This is a genomic window from Streptomyces sp. NPDC014995 (genome assembly GCF_043080745.1).
GTDB lineage: Bacteria > Actinomycetota > Actinomycetes > Streptomycetales > Streptomycetaceae > Streptomyces.
The window spans coordinates 24,819-41,381 of the sequence record NZ_JBIBVX010000017.1 but is presented as its reverse complement, the minus strand read 5'-3'; the positions used below and the strand labels follow the sequence as shown (position 1 = coordinate 41,381).

Below are 16,563 nucleotides of genomic sequence, written 5' to 3'. Positions count from 1 at the left end.
GCCCGAGAGGTGGCCGCCGAGGTCTCACAGGGGCGGGTGGCCGCAGGGCGGACGCCGCCGTTCGCGCTGGAGCCCGTTGTCGACGTCGTGGCGGCGCTCGGGCCCCGCAGCGGACGAGAAACACCATGGCTCGGCCGCCGCCAAGCTGCAACGATGCTGTTTTTCAAGCGGAGGGCATTTGTTCGTCTTCGTGTGTGCGGGGTGCGGCGCCGAGCTGACCGTCCCGCTGTCCCAGGTGGTCCTGCCGGTCCACGCCCATCAGAAGTACGGGAACGGGATTCAGCTCCCGGTCCTTATGGAGTCGGGCACGTTCGCCTTGGAGCCGGAGCCCTCGGGGCCTCCGTGGCGGAGGTGGGAGGAGATCGATCCGGACGAGCAGGCCGCGCGCGGCATCTACGCGCCGGTCCACGTCCTGCCTGACGGCACGCCGGGCGCGATCGTCATCCCGCCCGGAGATGTCCGCGGCACCGTGCTGATCCCGGAGAAGTGCGGTGGCAACTGCTGCGGCCTCGACGGCGCTGACGGCCCCAACTTGGCCTGCGAGACGTGCGGCCTGCCTGTGGCGAGCAGGATCGACGACTGCTCGCTCTGGCAGGCGGTGTGGCTCGCCCCTGACGCGGTGCGCCGCCGCCGAGTCGACGGCACCGATGCCGCACCGCTTTCCTGGGCGGAGCTGGCGGCGCAGGGAAAGCGCACGCCTCCGTTCGAGCCGATCACCGCCTGGGGCGGACCACGGCTGGGGTTGAAACACTGGTGGTCCTGGAGCCCGCGGTGGGAGGCGGCGGCCGGCCGGGCGCTCGCCCATCTGCTGACGGCGTCGGAGGGCCGGTCGGTGACAGTCCCGGACGGCCTGACCGAGGAGGTGTTCCAACGCGTCCTCGACACCCTGTTGCCCGCAGGTCCGCCGGCGCGGCGCGCCGTTGTGGCCGGACCGGGGCTGCCCGCCCCCGACGCGGACGTCGACATCCTCATCGTGCCGGTCCATCCGCAGACGGGGGAGACCTGGGCCCCGCCCAGCCCGGCCGCCTCGGCACCCCCGGTGCCCCTGCCGTTCGGGGTGTGGTGGTGGTTGGCTTTCCCCGAGCCGCACCTGCCCGCCCCCGCGTCGGGCGTCATGCCCGACGGCGTCCTACGCGACGATCCGCCCGCACCGCACCCCTGCAGCCTCTTCAGACCCGACCCGGGAATTTTCTGGCACACCCTGGTCCGGCTACCAGCCGTCCGCAGCCAGTGGCTGCGCGAGATCTTGAGAACCTCACGCAGGACACGCGCACGCCTCTTCTAATCAGCCGGCAGAAGACGCCGACGCTCAGCCTCCGACCTGTCGGGTGATCATGCCTCCGCAATCGAACAGCGCCAGACGGTGGTGCCTTCCGAAGCGGTGAACATCTGCTGTCCGTTCCCCGTTCAGATGGCCACCCTCCCAGTCGGGGGCCTCGGCCAGCAGAGGAGTACCCAGCCGTGCGGGCGGCCGCCATCGGAACCCGTCCGCGAGGCAGCACGGTCCAAGTCGATGTACTGATGCAGCTCGTCGATGTACTGATGCAGCTCAGCGAGCGCCCAAAGCCGCTGAAGCTGCAGCGGCAGGCGCGCGACGCGTGGCGCCCACCCGAGGCCTTCTGTTGGTGGCCTAAGCGTTGTCCCGCAACTGCCCTGCCTGAGCCGTCCGCCATGACAGGGAGCGGGGTAAATCCGAACAAAGAGCCGGATATGGGGTCATGCTGGCGGTCAGGTCCGCTCCTCTGGCAGCCAGAAGTACGGGCGACAGGCGAATTAGCTACTCGACCAGATGCCGGTGCGCCTTGCTCCACTCGATCCTATTGTCGAGTTCGGTCAGGAGCCCATCGGCCGCCCAGCTGGCCTGGGGCTCGTGCCCCTGCTCGGCCAGCTGGCGCACGAGGTCGGCATTGTGCTGCTGTCTGGCGATGACGGCGTCGACGATCCCCACGGTCGATTCGAGGCCGTACGCGCTGCAGAAGTCCTCCAGTCGCGAACGGCGGTCGGGGGGCGCCGGGTAGTGCAGCCAGCGCAGACACTCGGCATCATCGCGGAACGGGGCGACGTACTCCAGCGCGTAGGCGACGTCGTGCAAGCGTGGTGCCGGGCGGGCAAAGTCCCAGTCGATAATTCCCACAGGTTGGTTACCCTGCCAGACGACGTTCCAGGGGCCGAAGTCCCCGTGGCAGATGACCTCGTCGTTGCCTGGGCCACCTGCGTCCGTGGACCAGGTCGCGCCAGGCGGAGGTGAAAAGCTTCTGCAGGCATCGTGGTAGTCGCGCAACAGCCGGGCGAAGTTCCTCAGACCTTGGCGGTCCACGACCTTGGCCCAGCCCGACGGCCCAGAGTTACCTTCGATGAAGGTAAGGACCTCACGACCCTCGTCGTCGATTCCCAGCGGCCTCGGCGCATAGGCAAAGCCAACCTTCTCCAGGTGCCGCAGCAACGCATGGACAGTGGGCGTCCATGGCTGGACGGGCCTGCGGACAGTGTCACCGATCCGCACCACCCGACGATGGGCACCGTCCTGCATCACTTCCTCACTCGACACGCGGTTCACGCTACCCAGCCACCTGAACGCCGGGCACCTCGATTAAAAGCCGGAATGACCTGCCCGTTGCTGCGTCATCCTGCCAGCGTGAGGTTGTGCAGGCGGGCGATACCGAGCATGGCGTGGTGGACGCCGTCGCCTTTCAGACGGCAGTCGCGGAGTATCTTCCAGCCCTTCATACGAGCGAAGGCGTGCTCGACCCGGGCGCGGACCTTGCGGTGGGAGGCGTTGTGTTCCTCCTTCCAGGCCGGGAGTTCGGCACCGCGCTCCCGGCGGTGCGGGATGACCAGGCCCGTGCCCAGGTAACCACCGTCGGCGATCACGGTCGTGCGGCCGACGGCATCCTTTGCGCCGGAAAGTTCCCACGCCTTGCAGTCGTTGCGGTTGCCCGCGACCGGCCGACCGACAGCGACGATCAGCCGGGTGTCTGCGTCGATGACGACCTGGTGGTTGGTCGAGTAGCGGTAGTTTTTCGACTGCTCGGCGATCGCATGGTCGCGGGTGGGCACCAGGGTGCCGTCCACGATGAGCACAGTGTCCTTGCGGAACCGCCGACGGGGCCGAAGCGCGAGTGCCGGCCCCAGGTGATCGATGATGCGGTTGGCCGCAGACTTCGAGACGCCGAACAGCGGGGCCAGCTGGCGAAGCGTCAGGTTTGTGTGCCAATGGGTGGTCACCAGCAGCACGCGGTCCTCCAGCGGTAGGCTCCAGGGCCGACCTTGGCGCACTGGACCCACACCGTCTCGTCGTAGCGCGGTGATCAGCTTGCGGAAACTACGCGGGCTCAGTCCGCTGAACAGGGCTATCCAAGACGGCTCCGACGCCGTGATCACAACAGACACGGACAAGATCGTTCCATCCGCCGCACCGACTCACTGAGGCGTTACGGAATCGCCGACCGCCCGCTGATGGCCAGGCCACATGTCGTCGTACGCCGCGTCGAAGAACTGCGCCTGCGGCCCGCGCAGCGCGGACCCGTCGGATATCCCGCCCCTGGCTGCCTCCGCGAGGCGGGCTGCATAACGATAGGCAGCGCCTCGTAGAGGCTCGCTTCTAGCTGCCAAATCGATCTCCGCATGCGCCAGCCACAGGTCATCGACGAGCTGATCGAGCCCGGCAAGGGCCGTGGCGCCACCGGCGCCCAAGCGTGCGAGCGCCGCCTTCTCCACCTGCGACGCAAGGCCCAGGAACTTCAGGACCGCGTTCTTGAGCTCCGCCCGGTGCGCGGCTGCCTCCTGTACTTCGAGCTGCCGAGTGCTTGCTCGTGACACAAGGTACTGGCCAAGCAGCGATCCACCCGCGCCGAGCGCAACACCTGCCAGCGACAACAACGCCGGCCCCAAGGTTCCCCAAGATCCCATAACTGGAGTATCTCAACATCGGGTTCGTCGCTGTGCGAGGAGCCCGGCGACCCACGGACCGTTCCTGCCACAACGATTGCGGGACAACTCTTAGTACTCCAGCTGTAGATCGTGATCTTGCTGATCAGGTACAAGGTCTCGGACCGAACTGATTCCCATCCCGATTGGTCCGGTTCGATGCGCTTGCTGTCTCAGCTGGACTGGTCAGTAGAGGGGCTGATGGCGCTGTCCGTGCCGTAGAAGCGGCCCTGGTCGCACAGGGCGTCGATCTCGGCGTTGTCTTCCTCGCTCAGTTGCGCGTCTAGCGCGACGCTGATGACGCGTCGGGCGCGGGCCAATCGCCGAGCGACATCCCAGTCAGCGATGAACTTGCCGACGGTGTACTCGTCGGTGTTTCCGGATGCCTGACGGGAACCGAGCCGGTCGAGGGAGACCACGAACTCGTTCAGGTCCTGCAGGACTGCGACGACCTCGTTGAGGGGCATGCGGATCTCTCGGGAGGACATGTCCATCGGTCGATTCAACTCCAGAGCTGGTGCTCAGGCCCAGATCCTGCATCTTGCTGGTCAGGGCTGGTCCGGGAATGCGTGCGGCCACCGGTGATCATCGGTGTGTGACGACAGACGATCAGACGGTGGCCCCAGGTCACAGCATAGATCCTGCGCGTTGGCGGCAGGCGTTCGCGGTGGCCATGGGCCGCATCGCGGGCCGGTTCGCGCGGGTCGAACCCCGGCTGCGGGCCGAGCGGTTGGTGCTGGGCCTGTTGTCGGACCTGCCGCGCAAGAACTGCTGGACCATCGCGGAGTGGGCCGGGGAAGCCACCCCGCACGGCATGCAGCACCTGCTGTGCAGGGCCTCTTGGGACGCCGAGGCCGTCCGCGACGACGTACGCGAATACGTCGTCGAGCACCTCAACGACGAGGCCGCGGTGCTGGTCGTCGACGAGACCGGCGACGTGAAGAAGGGCACCAGCACCGTCGGGGTCCAGCGCCAGTACACCGGCACCGCCGGGCGGATCGAGAACTCCCAGGTCGCCGTCTACCTTGTCTACGCCGGCGAGCGGGGGCACGCGGCGGTGGACCGGGAGCTGTACATCCCGCGCTCCTGGACGTGCGACCCGGACCGCTGCCGGGCCGCGGGGCTCGACGCGGATACCGTCTTCGCGACCAAGCCGGAACTGGCCCGGGTGATGATCGAACGATTCCTGGCAGCCGGACACCGCGTCGGCTGGGTCACGGGTGACGAGGTCTACGGCGGCAACCCGAAACTGCGGACGGCTTTGGAGGAACGCGGCATCGGCTACGTCCTCGCGGTGGCCTGCTCGGCCGAAGTACCCACCGGCGCAGGCACGTTCCGTGCCGATGCCCTGGCACGGAAGGTGCCGAAGCGGGCCTGGCAGAAGCTCTCGGCCGGACGCGGAGCAAAGGGACAGCGGTTCTACGACTGGGCCGTCATTGACCTCGCCGACCCGTCGCCGGGCCACCACCAGCTGCTGATCCGCCGCAACCGCACGAACGGTGAACTCGCCTACTACCGCTCTCACTCCACCACGCCGGCATCCCTGGCCACCCTGGTCAGGGTCGCAGGTTCCAGATGGCGGGTAGAGGAGACCTTCCAGAGCGAGAAGGGGCTGGCCGGACTGGATGAGCACCAGGTCCGCCGCTACCCCTCCTGGGCCCGCTGGGTCACCCTCGCGATGCTGGCCCATGCCTTCCTCGCCGTCGTCCGCGCCGACGAGCACGCACACCGCCCCACACCGGACGACCTGATCCCGCTGACCTGCAACGAGATCCAGCGCCTGTTCATCACCGTCGCGGTCCGGCCCGATCACGGCCCAGCCCACCGGCTTAGCTGGTCCGCCTGGCGACGCCGCCACCAGGCGCGATCACGCGCCAGCCATTACCGACGACAAGCCGCATCCCAGGCATGAAGATCACGATCTACAGCTGGAGTATTAGCTGGTCCGCCTGGCGACGCCGCCACCAGGCGCGATCACGCGCCAGCCATTACCGACGACAAGCCGCATCCCAGGCATGAAGATCACGATCTACAGCTGGAGTATTAGTTGCGCATTGCGGCAGCGCGCGGCGGCTGAATGTCCGGTATCTCCACAAGCAACCCCTGGTTATTTGATGCATGCAGCTACTGCCGCCCGATCATGCTGGACCCGCTTAGTGGACGGTCGGCAATCTGAAGGGGCAACAGCAATTCCGGGGAAGATTTGCGGAGTTGAAAACGCAACCACTCTGGTCGTCTCTGTTCCGGGACGGCCCCTGCCATGGAAGAAGGTGCTGACGATGGCCCTGCTCAAGACTGCCTCGTACGCGATTGCCCGCCGCACGAAGATGACCGCCCTGGCCGGCTTCTACAAGTACTGAGCAGCTCCCCCTGACCTGCAGTCAGGGAGCTGATTCCTGGGGCTGGGCAGAGCTTTCGCTCCTGTCCAGCCCCACGGGCACTCAGGCCGGACCGACTAACCCGAGGGAATCCGATGAACCGACCTCCAGGCCCGCGTGGCGCGCGTCTTGCCGGCAACGGACCGGCCTACGACGAGGACCGCCTCGGCTTCATGACCAGTATGTCCGAACGGTACGGAGCGATCTGGTCCTTCGACCACCACATTGTCGTCGTGTCCGACCCGGCTCTGGCGGGCGAGGTTCTCCTGCGCACCAACAACGACTTCGGCGGAGAGGTGGACTTCCTCCACCGGAAGCAGAAAGAGGATGAGGCGACACTGCAGCAGTGGTCCTCTTCGCGTGCTGCCCGGATGCGCGGAATGCGTCCGTCCGCAATGCAGGCCAAGATCCCCATGATCGGGGCGGAAATGCGGACCGCGATTCCGTCTTGGGCTTCCGGCAGTGACATCGAGATCGTCGCGGAAATGCGGCGCCTTACCTCCCGGCTGGGCGCGGTGATGTGCTTCACGCAGGATGCGCCGATAGCGGAAGGCTTGGAGCAGGAACTGTTCGACGCCCTCCTTCCGGTCATCCGCAGTACGATCGCGCTGCCCTCCTGGCTGCCGCTGCCGCGTCACAGGCGTGTGGCACGCGCCAACCGGGCGTTGGAGGACGGAATAGCCCGGGTGATCGACGTCCGCCGACGGGAGGGGCGTACCGAAGCGGATGACCTGCTCGGTGTGCTGATGAAACCGACAGGTCGGCATGGAGTGCTCTCCGACCGGGTGCTGCGCGAGACGTTGGCGGCCACCCTGCTGGCCGCTCAGAGCGCGCCCTCTTCCGGGTTCGGCTGGATCATCCACGAGCTGATCAAAAACCCCGAGATCCAAGAGCGCATCGCGGCTGAGGTCGCCGCCGTGCTCCCGCCGTCGGACCCGATCACTCATGCCCACTACAACCAGCTCGAATACACCGGGCGAGCAGTCAAGGAGGCACTGCGCCTGTGGCCGCCGAACTGGGTGTACGCCCGCCACACGCTTCATGACACGGAGCTCGGCGGTTACACCCTGGCCCGCGGCACGAAGGTGATGGTCCCCTCTTACGTCATCCAGCGCGACGCCCAGTGGTTCCCCGACCCGCTGACCTTCGACCCGGATCGCTGGCTCTCGGATGGATCCGGTACCACGGCTGTGCCCCATGCGTATCTGCCCTTTGGCGCGGGCCCCCTGGTGTGCATGGGACTGTCCTGGAGCCTGATCGAGATGACGCTGGGCACCGCGCTGCTGCTCCGCGACTTCCGTGTGGAGGCCGCTCCTGGCACGACCGTGGTTCCCGATCCCGCCAGGGAGCTGACGCCCAGCGGACTCATGGTGCGCCTCACCGCGCGCGCCGCACCTGTTCACGTCGCCCGTACCGGAACAGCCCGGCAGGGCCCCGCGTCGACCGGTTGCCCGATGTCGCTCGGCTCACCCACATGAGCGGGCCGATCACCTACAAGGTCCTTCTCGGCAACCGTGAGTTCAACGGTCTGTTCGCGGCCCACACGGTGTCCATCCTCGGTGACGTTCTCACCAAGATCGCACTGTCGGTCCTGGTGTACGACCGCACCGGGTCCGCCCTGGCCGCCGCGCTCACGTACGCTCTCGGCTTCGTACCCCAAGTGCTGACGGCGGCCCTGCTGTCCTCCGTGGTGGACCGGTTCCCGGCCCGCCGGGTGATGCTCATCGGCGATGCCGCGCGCATGGTGTGTGTGCTGCTGATGACCCTGCCCGGCACGTCGGTTGCTGTCCTGCTGTGCCTGGTGACGGCATCCGGGGCGCTGACGCCCGCATTCCGCGCGGCCCGCCAGACCATGCTCCCGGAGATCGTCGGCATGGAAGCTTACGCCCTGGCCCGCTCGATGTTCTCGGGCACGATTCAGATCGGCCAGACTCTGGGCTTCGGCCTCGGCGGTCTCCTGCTGCTCCTGGTCACGCCGCGGGCCGCTCTGTTCCTGGATGCGGCGACTTTCGCCTTCGCCATCGTGGTCGTGCTCCTGACGGTCCGCCCCAGGCCTGCTACTTCCGCCGGGCGTCAGGAGAGCACGGGCATCATCCGTGCCACTGTGCAGGGCAATCGGATGATCCTGACCACGCCGCTGCTGCGGCGTCTGCTGTTCCTGCAGTGGCTGCCTACCGCGCTGGTCGTCATGCCGGAAGGACTCGCAGCCCCCTACGCCGAGCAGTTGGGGGGAGGGCCCACCGCAGTGGGCCTTCTCCTGGCAGCCCCGGCCGTCGGCACCGCGCTCGGCGAGGCGGCAGTCGCCCGATTCCTCAGAGCCGAAAGGCGCGCCCGGAGCGTTCCCGCCCTGCTGCTTCTCGCAGCGACCCCGCTCGTCTGCTTCGCCTTCGAGCCCGACCTGCCCTGGGCCCTCGCCCTGCTGCTGCTGAGCGGAGCGGGAACCGCCTACGCCCTCCCTCTCGACCAGCTCTTCATCGAAAGCGTGCCTCCACATCTGCGTGGCCGCGCCATGACCCTCGCCGGCACCGGCTCCATCACCACCCAGGGCACTGGACTGGCCATCGGCGGGCTCGTAGCCGAGTGGATCTCTGCGCCCTGGGTGTTCGCGGCCGGGGGACTCACCGCGCTTGCGGCGGCGGCCGCGACCGGCAGGACCCGCCCATGGCGGGCCGATCCGCACACCGTGATGCAGCCGGCCTCGGCCGACCAGGCCATCAAGGACCAACTACCACAGCACAGTGACAAGTGAGGAACCCCAGAATGCCCGTGCCTTCCGAGCCCCTGACCTCTGTGGACAACGCTACGTGGGCGCATTTGCCGCCCGCCGCACCGCTGGGCCTCACATTCGACGCCGTACGGCTCGCTGCAGAGGTCGCCGCCCTGTCGGATCTCACGTGGCGCCCCAACCGTCCGGTGAGCCAGAACGGCCTGGGTGCGGAGGACGCCTTCGACTGGAAGATCATCTCCCTGCGCGGCCCCAACGGCAGCCTGGCGCGAACCGACCCGGGCGGCGCCGGGCTGGAGGACCACCTCGACACCGAGGCCCTGGCCCGCAGCCCCTACCACGCCGAGGTGCTGGGCAGGATCCCCGCTCCACTCCACAGCGTCCGTCTCATGGCACTCGGGCCGGGAGCCGAAACCCATGAGCACCGGGACGGCCGCACGAACTTTCCCTGGGGCTCCCTCCGGCTGCACATCCCGATCGTGACCCAGCCCGGGGCCGAACTCATCGTGGGCGGCGAGACCTGTCACTGGGACGCGGGGCAACTGTGGTACGCGGACTTCGACCGCCTGCACATCGCCCGCAATCGCAGCGCCCAGCGACGTATCCACCTGGTTGTCGACTGCGTTCCCACCCCGGAACTGATGGGTCTCTTCCCGGCCGGCTTCCGCGCCGAACTGCCCTGGAGCGACGTCCTGTTCGCCCGGAGAGAGGTTCCACTCCAGCCATTCGAGAGGGAGGGCCTGACCTGCGCGCTCGATGTACCCGCCACCTTCCCGGACTGGTCCGACGACTCCGGCGCCGACCCCACCGACAGCCTCCCCGGCACGATTGAGCAGATCGACGGGGGCCTGGTCCTCTGCATCGCCGGAGAACCGCGCTTCGGACTCATCCACATCGGCAACGCCGAATTCCGGTTGCGGGGCTGGACCGACGAACGCACCCTGCTTCTGGACCTCGAACGGCCCGATCCCACCGCACGGTTCAGGGTCCGCTGCGGCCGGTCGCTCACCGAGTACGTCGTCCGTAACGTCCGCACGGTCGATCCCATCGGGCTTGGACAGTCATGATCGATCGGAGCAGGCGGCATCAACCACGCTGTCGATGTGACCGGAACCGGGGTTTCCGGCATCGCCCAGCCGCGCGCGGATGAGGTAACCGAGTTGGAATCGACTCTCGGCGCGGAAGCTCTCCATGACTTCCCTGATGTGCTTCCGGCAGGTTCGCAGGGACATGTTCAACCGGCGGGCTATGACTTCGTCCTTGAGGCCTTCGGTCAGCAGCCGCACGATTGCCTGTTTGGCCTCGCTGCTGATGGTTGGCGTGCCGAAATGGCCTGGGTTGAGCGGGGTGGCGAGCACCCAGGAGTGCTCGAAGACCGAGCAAAGGTAACTGACCGTGAACGGGTCACGAATGATGGCCGCGCCATCCTGCGCATGGTGGTGGGAGACGAACGCGACCTCCTCGTCGATCACGGTCATCCGGCCGAACAGCTCGGGCAGGGTTCGGACCTGGGCTCCGGTCAAGGCGAGCTGCTTGACGTAGTCCTGTGTCGTTGTGTCGTGGCGAGCTGTGTGTTGGTAGAGGGTGCGCATCTGTACGCCGCGCCGGAGAAGGGCCAGGTCGCGTGCGCTCGCAAGCTCCACCGGTCCTGTGAGGTGCTCGCGGCTGGGTTGGCAGGTGAGCACCTCTGCTCGGCACTGTGCGATCGCGTCCTCGATCCGTTCGACAAAGGTCTTGGTGTCGTGGACCTCTTCGATCGGAGTGTGGTGACGCTGGGTCTGCCGTATCTCGGCGTACAGGGGGCCCAGCGCGTTGAATTCCCCTCGCAGCTCTTCAGTGCGTGCCAACTGGCTGCGAAGTGCCGTCTCGATGGGGGCGAGCAAGGTCGCTGCCGCTGTCTCGGGAGCGACGGATACGAGCCGAGTCTCCGCTGTGGGCCCTTGCAGTGGCCGAAGTAAGTGCCGGGCGGTGAGCACAGAGGCGGCGTGTTGCACGGCCTCCGCTGTCAGCCCCAGATCCTTAGCCGCTGTTTCGATACTCAAGTGGCCGTGCTGCGCGATCCAGCGGAAAACGCCGATTTCAACGTCACTCAGCCGACTCATGCCTGCTATAGAGCTGTTCTCCACCGTTTGCCCCCCTGGACAGATCCTGCATGCAGCTTAGTGCCGGGTGATCACGCTGGACGGGTAATCGAGTGGCTTGGCAGGCTGAAAGGCTCAAAGGGAACTCTGCAAAAGTTGCCGACCGCAGACGCCTCATCCTGACGCGGAGCCGAGGAATTATGGGTGTGATCACTGAGGGTGTAGAGATGAGGGCGGCCGTCCTGGAAGATGCCGGAGCACTTGCCGTAACGCTGCTGCGGAACCGTGCGTACATGCGACCTTGGGAACCCGACCGGCACGGGGAGTTTTTCACCGAGGGCGGGCAGCGTGCCCGGTTGAGAGACCAGCTCGCGCAGCGGGAAGCGGGGCAGGCCATGCTGTGGGTGCTCGTCGAAACGGACGGCGGGCGGCTCGTTGGCGCCATCTCCCTGTCCAGGATCGCCCTCGGTCCGCTGTGCAGTGCGAGCGTCGGTTACTGGGTCGACGCGGAGCGAGCCGGGCGCGGCATTGCCACTGCCGCCGTCGAAGCGGCGTGCCTGGCCGCGCGAGAGGAGTTCGCACTGCACCGGGTCGAGGCGGGGACGATGGTAGACAACCTGGCCTCACAGCGGGTTCTGACGAAGGCCGGATTCGAGCAGTACGGCTGCGCGCCGAAGTATCTGCACGCCAACGGTGCCTGGCGGGATCACCTTCTCTTCCAGCGAATCCTGCACGATGAGCGACCACAAAGTAGTAGTCACCACCTGTGGATCAAGAAGATGGCGGACAGGTGACCGGCCCCGTGGCGTCAGGGACGTTCACTGCCTCCTCGTCGCGTGGGCAGTGACACGGCAGCTGTAGATCGGGATCTTGTTCGTTGCGCTGGTCGCTTCGGCTGACCTGCATGAGGTGACCAGCTCCCGCAATCACTGCCGGGTCTGCTGTGGTCCAGCGATCCACCGTGCCGTTGACGGTTCCTCGAGGGCAGGCCGGCCGTGAAGTGGGCGGTGTCGGTGCAGTAGGCGTGGCGCCGCTATGCGGTGAGGTCCCGCAGACGGGAGATGGCGGCTGTCACCTGCTCCGGCCTCGGGATGTCCCGTCTCATTGGATCTTGCTTTCACGGGGCCTTCTGCCCCTGCGAGGACGCACTTTGACGTGAGGGAGGGACCGCGCCCGTGTCTCATCTCGTCGTGCCCGTGCCGAGCGGATGCGGACGGCTGTCTCACTTCATCGTGTCTGCTGGCCTGAAGGATGGCCGTGGCGGGTCGGCGCTCTGAGTGCTGACGGGTGATCTTTCTTGCTGTTGAACCAGCCGGTAGGTTCACCTCCATGAGATCACCACGGGCGGACGTGCATCATTCGGCTTCGTCCTGGCGGCAGCCCTCTCCCCCGGCGGCCTCCGTCGAGCGCAGCACGCTGGTTGAAGAGGTCGCCCAGCGCATCCTGGCTCTGGGTCAGGGCCGCCTGCTCGTGGGGATCGACGGCTTCACCGCTGCTGGGAAGACGAGCTTCGGACATGAACTGGCTGAGTGCATCAGTGCTGCGGGACGGCCAGTACTCCGGGCGACTCTCGACGACTTCAAGAACCCGTGGAAGGACCGGCACCTCTACGACCGGGAGTCTGGTGAGGGGTACTACCGCAACGCGTACGACTATGAGGCGGTCAAGCGTCTGCTGCTGGATCCCTGCCGGTCATCGCGAGCGACAGCCTGTGCGCTGTGCAGCATCGACCCGCTGACCCAACGAGATCACTCATCCGAAGTGACGCCGCTTGGGGCGGACGCGGTGCTGATCGTGGATGGTGTCTTCGCCTTCCGCCCCGAAATCAATGAGTACTGGGACTTCCGCGTCTGGTTGCAGGTGGATGCGGAACTGTCCGTTCAGCGGGGTGCCGAGCGCGACCAGGACTGGGCCGGAACTGAAGCGGAGTCGATCCACCGCGACAGGTATCTGGTCGCCGAGCGCCTCTATCTTCAAGAAGTCGACCCGTTGCCGATGATGGACATTGTCATCGACAACTCTGTGTTCGCGCGTCCGCAGGCCGTGACAACGAGGGTCCGCGGCGGGAGCGTTTAGTTCGTTGCCGGTGGTCTCCTGCGCGTGATCGCCGGCGTGGATGACGAGCGTGCCGAGCGGGACGGTCAGCGCCGCCAGGGCGCCGGTCAGGTCATACAGCGCCCGCCGGGGGGCAGCCGTCTCGGTGAGGTCAGTGCGCTGGGCGAGCTGCGAGGTAGCCCGCTGATCTGGGCGACCAGTTCCTCCGGAATCGGGCTCACCGGGCCGCCTGCGTCCCGACCGCGGTGGCGGCCTGGTCGTCGCCCAGCTCCCTCAGGGCGAGCACGGCCAAGCATTCTGCTACGTACGCGGCCATGATCCCCAGCATTGCAGAGGGTCAGGGATCCTCCGGCCAGCTCGTCAACACGGTGCCGGTCTCCTCGTCGGTGAGGGTGACACTGGCGCCATCGCGGTCGCCGTGGGCGCCGAGCCAGTTGGTGTACTTCCGCTCCGTGGTGGCCCGGTCGTCCCACCAGCCCTCCATGACGGGGGCTGCGTCGACCGTCACGGTGACCCGGTACCGGCCTTCCATCGGGCTGCCTGCCTCCCAGCTCAGCCGAACTCCGGCGATCATGCAGTTGCGGCACTGATCGTGCCAGCGGCGGCCGAGGCCGGGGATGTCGACGACGCGTGTCGCGAGGGCGAGTGCCCGACATGAGCAGCAGCGGCGCCGACCGGGGTGATGTCGATACGCGGCCACCAGTCCGTGCGGGCGGGGCGCTCCGGGGCGGGCTCCAGGTGGGCGGGGCGCCGACCAGTCATCTTCTTGGCGCGAACCTGCCATCGCGGCCGCCGGGTGTTCCGGCGCCCCTACGCTCGGTTCCATCGGCGTGATCCACGCAGATCTCCGCAGGGTGTGCCACGGCGCCGGGCCGATCGTGGCTCCGCCGGGACCGGGCCGGGACGGAGCTGACAATGACCGATACCCACCCGGACCGAGCCGGCGGCCGGGACCCGGGGATCATCGCGGTACTCGGTGCTTTCGTTCTCAACGGCGCGCTGCTTGGCTCGTGGGCCCCTCGGGTGCCGGCGCTGGCCGCGCAGATCGGTGCGGAGGAAGGGGCGCTGGGGCTGTCCCTGCTCGGTGCCAGCGTAGGCATGATCGCCGCTTCGCTTCTCGCCGGTCGGCTGTGCGCGGCGTTCGGGGCTCGCATCGTGATGACGGTGTCCGGCGTTGCCGGGTCCGCGATGCTTCCGGCTCTGGGACTGGCGAGGTCGCCCGCGACGCTCGGCCTGCTGCTGATCGCACTCGGCGCAATGGTCGGCGTGATGGACGTGGCGATGAACGTGTCCGGCGTGACAGCGATCCGGCGGACCGGCCGGGCGATCATGCCGCTGTTCCACGCTGCCTTCAGTTTCGGCACGCTGGCCGGTTCGGTCGGCGCTGCGGTCGCGGCCGGACAAGGATTGGCACCGAGCCGTCATTTTGCCATCGTCGCGGTGATCTGCGGCGGCGTCACCGTCGGCATCGCCCGCTGGATTCCCGTCGAGGAACTGCTGAGGGTGCCCGTGGAGAGCGGGCGCGTCGGGCGGGCACCGTTCAGGCGACCGGCGCTGTGGCTGCTCGGCGGCGTGGCACTGTGTGCCTCGACAGCAGAAGGAGCGACCGCGGACTGGTCGGCGCTGTTCGGTGTGCAGGAGCGCGGTCTCAGTGAGGCCACCGGCGCCCTGATCTACTCGTGCTTCTCGATCACGATGGCGTGCACCCGCTTGTGCGGTGAGGCGATTCAGCGTCGTTGGGGCGCACCACGGATGCTCATCGGGGGTGCGGTGATCGGCGGGCTGGGGCTGGTCACTGCAGTCATGGCGCCGTCGCCGGCGCTCACCTTCGCCGGCTTCGCTGTCGCTGGTGTCGGTCTGGCGTACGCGTCCCCCGTCGTCATGGAGTTGAGCGGCGCGGCCGGGCGACGGGCCGATGGGGGCGGTGGTGAGCGCGAGGTCGCGTTCGCGACAACGATTGCCTACAGCGGGTTCTTGCTCGGCCCTCCGATGGTGGGCGGCATCGCCCAGCTGACCAGTCTGCCGGTCGCGCTCGGCGCTGTCGCGGTGCTCGTGTTGTTGATCGGCCCGCTGACTCTGGCCGCGGGTACTTTCCGGCGCCGGGAGTTGTCGTCGGCCGAGGAGTCAACGGCGAACCCCGCCCGGGGCACAGCGATCCGGCGCAAAATCGACTGAGCCCGCCGCCACGGTCGTGGGTGCGGGGATTTGTTGTGATGTGCAAGCGCTGCGTCGTCTGGAGTGCGTCCGCGTGTACGCGCGTGGCCCGAAGTAGTTCCAGAACCTCGGTGACGTTGCGCCGGGTCGATACTGTCCAGGCCGCCTCCGCTTCGTCGTAGTGACGAGTCGTCACGAAACAGCCGAGCATGTCAACGCTGAGCACCGAAGTGGCCAACTGAAGCGCTCAATGGCCAACTGAGGCGCTCAGTCACAGCTCCCCTCGTGCTGCTGGTGGGCAACCCACCTCCTAAAATAGAACGTGTGACCGACATGTCGCCTGATCTGCCCCACCTCGGCGCCCTGGATCGGCTCGATGGGCTCCCACGGCAGGAATCCGAGGATCTCGATCGCCTTCGCGGTCGGCGGCGGGAGCTTCTCCGGTGGGAGGGCGACGGTGCGGACCTGGCCGACCTGTCGATGATGCGTGCCGAGCCGTTTCCCGATCAGGGCCCGAACCCGAGGCTGCTCGACGACCTTCTTGCCCAGCGCCCCGAGGAAGAGGACTTCGACGACATCGAGGACTTCGACGACGCCATCGAGGCGTGGGACGAGCGGTGGGAGGTCGTCATGTTCGCTCCTGAGCGCACCGCCGTCGCCATCGTGATCTCCCACCTGGGCTGCGCCCAGAGAGAATGGCTGATCATCAGCGGCAGCCACCGCGGCACGATCTGGTCCGACTGCCGGGCCGACGACGTAGGCCTCGCCCCGCTGCTCGACGACGACGGTACGCCAGTGACGTTCGCCCGCTGGTACACCGACTGGCTGGAGAAAGCCGAGCACACAGCCCTGTCGGCACCGTAGGCCCGTCGGCCTGTGCTGTTGAGACACCGAGGCGGGCGGAAGTTTCGACTTCAGCCCGGCCTTCCACCACCGGCGGGCCCGCTACCGGCTTTACCTGGGCCTGCTCCTGGTCGACGAGTGCGGGCCCCGCAGCTTCGGCCGCGCACCTCGTGTTCTGCCGCCGCATGCTCGCCGACGCCGTCGCTGGCCTCCGCACCGCTGCTCGGACGGCTCCGCACCGCTGCTCGGACGGCTCCGTAACGCCCCCTCGGATGCCGTGTCCAGGGAACCCAGGAACGGGCGGAGGGCGGCGGCGAGCAGTACGACGACCGAGACGGCGGCCAGGACGAGCAGGGCACGGGTCGAAACCTCTGGGCCTGCTGACCAGACCAATTCCACC

Annotated in this window: 16 protein-coding genes; 10 read left to right on the top strand and 6 right to left on the bottom strand. The window is 67.5% G+C overall.

What is annotated here, in order from left to right; genetic code table 11:
- Positions 1-178 precede the first annotated feature (178 nt).
- Positions 179-1,285: a hypothetical protein gene (locus ACF1A1_RS30350; protein WP_392004208.1), complete on the top strand. Its 1,107-nt coding sequence runs from the start codon at positions 179-181 to the stop codon at positions 1,283-1,285.
- Positions 1,286-1,777: 492 nt separating this feature from the next.
- On the opposite strand, the gene ACF1A1_RS30345 is transcribed toward ACF1A1_RS30350, so the two are convergent.
- The 4 genes from ACF1A1_RS30345 to ACF1A1_RS30330 all read right to left on the bottom strand — a co-directional run bounded on the left by ACF1A1_RS30345 (position 1,778) and on the right by ACF1A1_RS30330 (position 4,421).
- Complete coding sequence (locus tag ACF1A1_RS30345) at positions 1,778-2,557, bottom strand: aminoglycoside phosphotransferase family protein (protein WP_392004207.1); 780 nt, start codon at positions 2,555-2,557, stop codon at positions 1,778-1,780.
- 65 nt (positions 2,558-2,622) lie between these two features.
- Complete coding sequence (locus ACF1A1_RS30340) at positions 2,623-3,390, bottom strand: transposase (protein ID WP_392004206.1); 768 nt, start codon at positions 3,388-3,390, stop codon at positions 2,623-2,625.
- A 30-nt stretch (positions 3,391-3,420) separates the two neighbouring features.
- Positions 3,421-3,909 (bottom strand): hypothetical protein, encoded by a 489-nt coding sequence (locus ACF1A1_RS30335; protein WP_392004205.1) that lies wholly within the window; start codon positions 3,907-3,909, stop codon positions 3,421-3,423.
- A gap of 191 nt (positions 3,910-4,100) precedes the next feature.
- Positions 4,101-4,421 carry a hypothetical protein gene (locus ACF1A1_RS30330; protein WP_392004204.1) on the bottom strand — a complete coding sequence of 107 codons (321 nt, stop codon included), beginning with the start codon at positions 4,419-4,421 and terminating at the stop codon, positions 4,101-4,103.
- A 179-nt stretch (positions 4,422-4,600) separates the two neighbouring features.
- Here ACF1A1_RS30330 and ACF1A1_RS30325 point away from each other — a divergent pair, with 179 nt between their 5' ends.
- The 5 genes from ACF1A1_RS30325 to ACF1A1_RS30305 all read left to right on the top strand — a co-directional run bounded on the left by ACF1A1_RS30325 (position 4,601) and on the right by ACF1A1_RS30305 (position 10,097).
- On the top strand, positions 4,601-5,839 hold the full coding sequence (locus ACF1A1_RS30325) for an IS701 family transposase (RefSeq protein WP_392004203.1): 1,239 nt from the start codon (positions 4,601-4,603) through the stop codon (positions 5,837-5,839).
- 103 nt (positions 5,840-5,942) lie between these two features.
- Positions 5,943-6,287 carry a hypothetical protein gene (locus tag ACF1A1_RS30320; protein ID WP_392004202.1) on the top strand — a complete coding sequence of 115 codons (345 nt, stop codon included), beginning with the start codon at positions 5,943-5,945 and terminating at the stop codon, positions 6,285-6,287.
- A gap of 113 nt (positions 6,288-6,400) precedes the next feature.
- Entirely contained in the window at positions 6,401-7,783 is a 1,383-nt protein-coding gene (locus ACF1A1_RS30315; RefSeq protein WP_392004201.1) for a cytochrome P450, read from the top strand.
- Positions 7,780-9,054 carry an MFS transporter gene (locus ACF1A1_RS30310; RefSeq protein WP_392004200.1) on the top strand — a complete coding sequence of 425 codons (1,275 nt, stop codon included), beginning with the start codon at positions 7,780-7,782 and terminating at the stop codon, positions 9,052-9,054. Before ACF1A1_RS30315 ends, ACF1A1_RS30310 begins: the two co-directional genes overlap by 4 nt.
- Positions 9,055-9,065: 11 nt before the next feature.
- Positions 9,066-10,097: an aspartyl/asparaginyl beta-hydroxylase domain-containing protein gene (locus tag ACF1A1_RS30305; protein ID WP_392004199.1), complete on the top strand. Its 1,032-nt coding sequence runs from the start codon at positions 9,066-9,068 to the stop codon at positions 10,095-10,097.
- On the opposite strand, the gene ACF1A1_RS30300 is transcribed toward ACF1A1_RS30305, so the two are convergent.
- Positions 10,092-11,156, bottom strand: coding sequence for a LuxR family transcriptional regulator (locus tag ACF1A1_RS30300; RefSeq protein WP_392004198.1), 1,065 nt, complete (start codon positions 11,154-11,156; stop codon positions 10,092-10,094). The genes ACF1A1_RS30305 and ACF1A1_RS30300 overlap by 6 nt on opposite strands.
- A 161-nt stretch (positions 11,157-11,317) precedes the next feature.
- On the opposite strand from ACF1A1_RS30300, the gene ACF1A1_RS30295 reads away from it, so the two are divergent.
- Together ACF1A1_RS30295 and ACF1A1_RS30290 are read left to right on the top strand one after the other, a co-directional pair.
- A complete protein-coding gene (locus ACF1A1_RS30295) occupies positions 11,318-11,905 on the top strand; it encodes a GNAT family N-acetyltransferase (RefSeq protein WP_392004197.1) in 588 nt (195 codons plus the stop codon).
- A gap of 535 nt (positions 11,906-12,440) precedes the next feature.
- On the top strand, positions 12,441-13,187 hold the full coding sequence (locus tag ACF1A1_RS30290; protein ID WP_392004196.1) for a uridine kinase: 747 nt from the start codon (positions 12,441-12,443) through the stop codon (positions 13,185-13,187).
- 316 nt (positions 13,188-13,503) lie between these two features.
- On the opposite strand, the gene ACF1A1_RS30285 is transcribed toward ACF1A1_RS30290, so the two are convergent.
- The gene (locus tag ACF1A1_RS30285; RefSeq protein ID WP_392004195.1) at positions 13,504-13,674 is read right to left on the bottom strand and encodes a hypothetical protein; all 171 of its coding nucleotides are present in this window, start codon (positions 13,672-13,674) and stop codon (positions 13,504-13,506) included.
- 407 nt (positions 13,675-14,081) lie between these two features.
- On the opposite strand from ACF1A1_RS30285, the gene ACF1A1_RS30280 reads away from it, so the two are divergent.
- Positions 14,082-15,341: an MFS transporter gene (locus ACF1A1_RS30280; protein ID WP_392004194.1), complete on the top strand. Its 1,260-nt coding sequence runs from the start codon at positions 14,082-14,084 to the stop codon at positions 15,339-15,341.
- Positions 15,342-15,644: 303 nt separating this feature from the next.
- On the top strand, positions 15,645-16,184 hold the full coding sequence (locus ACF1A1_RS30275) for an SMI1/KNR4 family protein (RefSeq protein WP_392004193.1): 540 nt from the start codon (positions 15,645-15,647) through the stop codon (positions 16,182-16,184).
- Positions 16,185-16,563: the final 379 nt, after the last annotated feature.

Bases quoted from the DNA above. Each gene is read 5' to 3' on its own strand.
- ACF1A1_RS30335 (WP_392004205.1), bottom strand. From the start codon at position 3,909: ATGGGATCTTGGGGAACCTTGGGGCCGGCGTTGTTGTCGCTGGCAGGT.
- ACF1A1_RS30280 (WP_392004194.1), top strand. From the start codon at position 14,082: ATGACCGATACCCACCCGGACCGAGCCGGCGGCCGGGACCCGGGGATC.
- ACF1A1_RS30310 (WP_392004200.1), top strand. From the start codon at position 7,780: ATGAGCGGGCCGATCACCTACAAGGTCCTTCTCGGCAACCGTGAGTTC.
- ACF1A1_RS30290 (WP_392004196.1), top strand. From the start codon at position 12,441: ATGAGATCACCACGGGCGGACGTGCATCATTCGGCTTCGTCCTGGCGG.
- ACF1A1_RS30305 (WP_392004199.1), top strand. From the start codon at position 9,066: ATGCCCGTGCCTTCCGAGCCCCTGACCTCTGTGGACAACGCTACGTGG.
- ACF1A1_RS30325 (WP_392004203.1), top strand. From the start codon at position 4,601: ATGGGCCGCATCGCGGGCCGGTTCGCGCGGGTCGAACCCCGGCTGCGG.
- ACF1A1_RS30320 (WP_392004202.1), top strand. From the start codon at position 5,943: ATGAAGATCACGATCTACAGCTGGAGTATTAGTTGCGCATTGCGGCAG.
- ACF1A1_RS30330 (WP_392004204.1), bottom strand. From the start codon at position 4,421: ATGGACATGTCCTCCCGAGAGATCCGCATGCCCCTCAACGAGGTCGTC.
- ACF1A1_RS30315 (WP_392004201.1), top strand. From the start codon at position 6,401: ATGAACCGACCTCCAGGCCCGCGTGGCGCGCGTCTTGCCGGCAACGGA.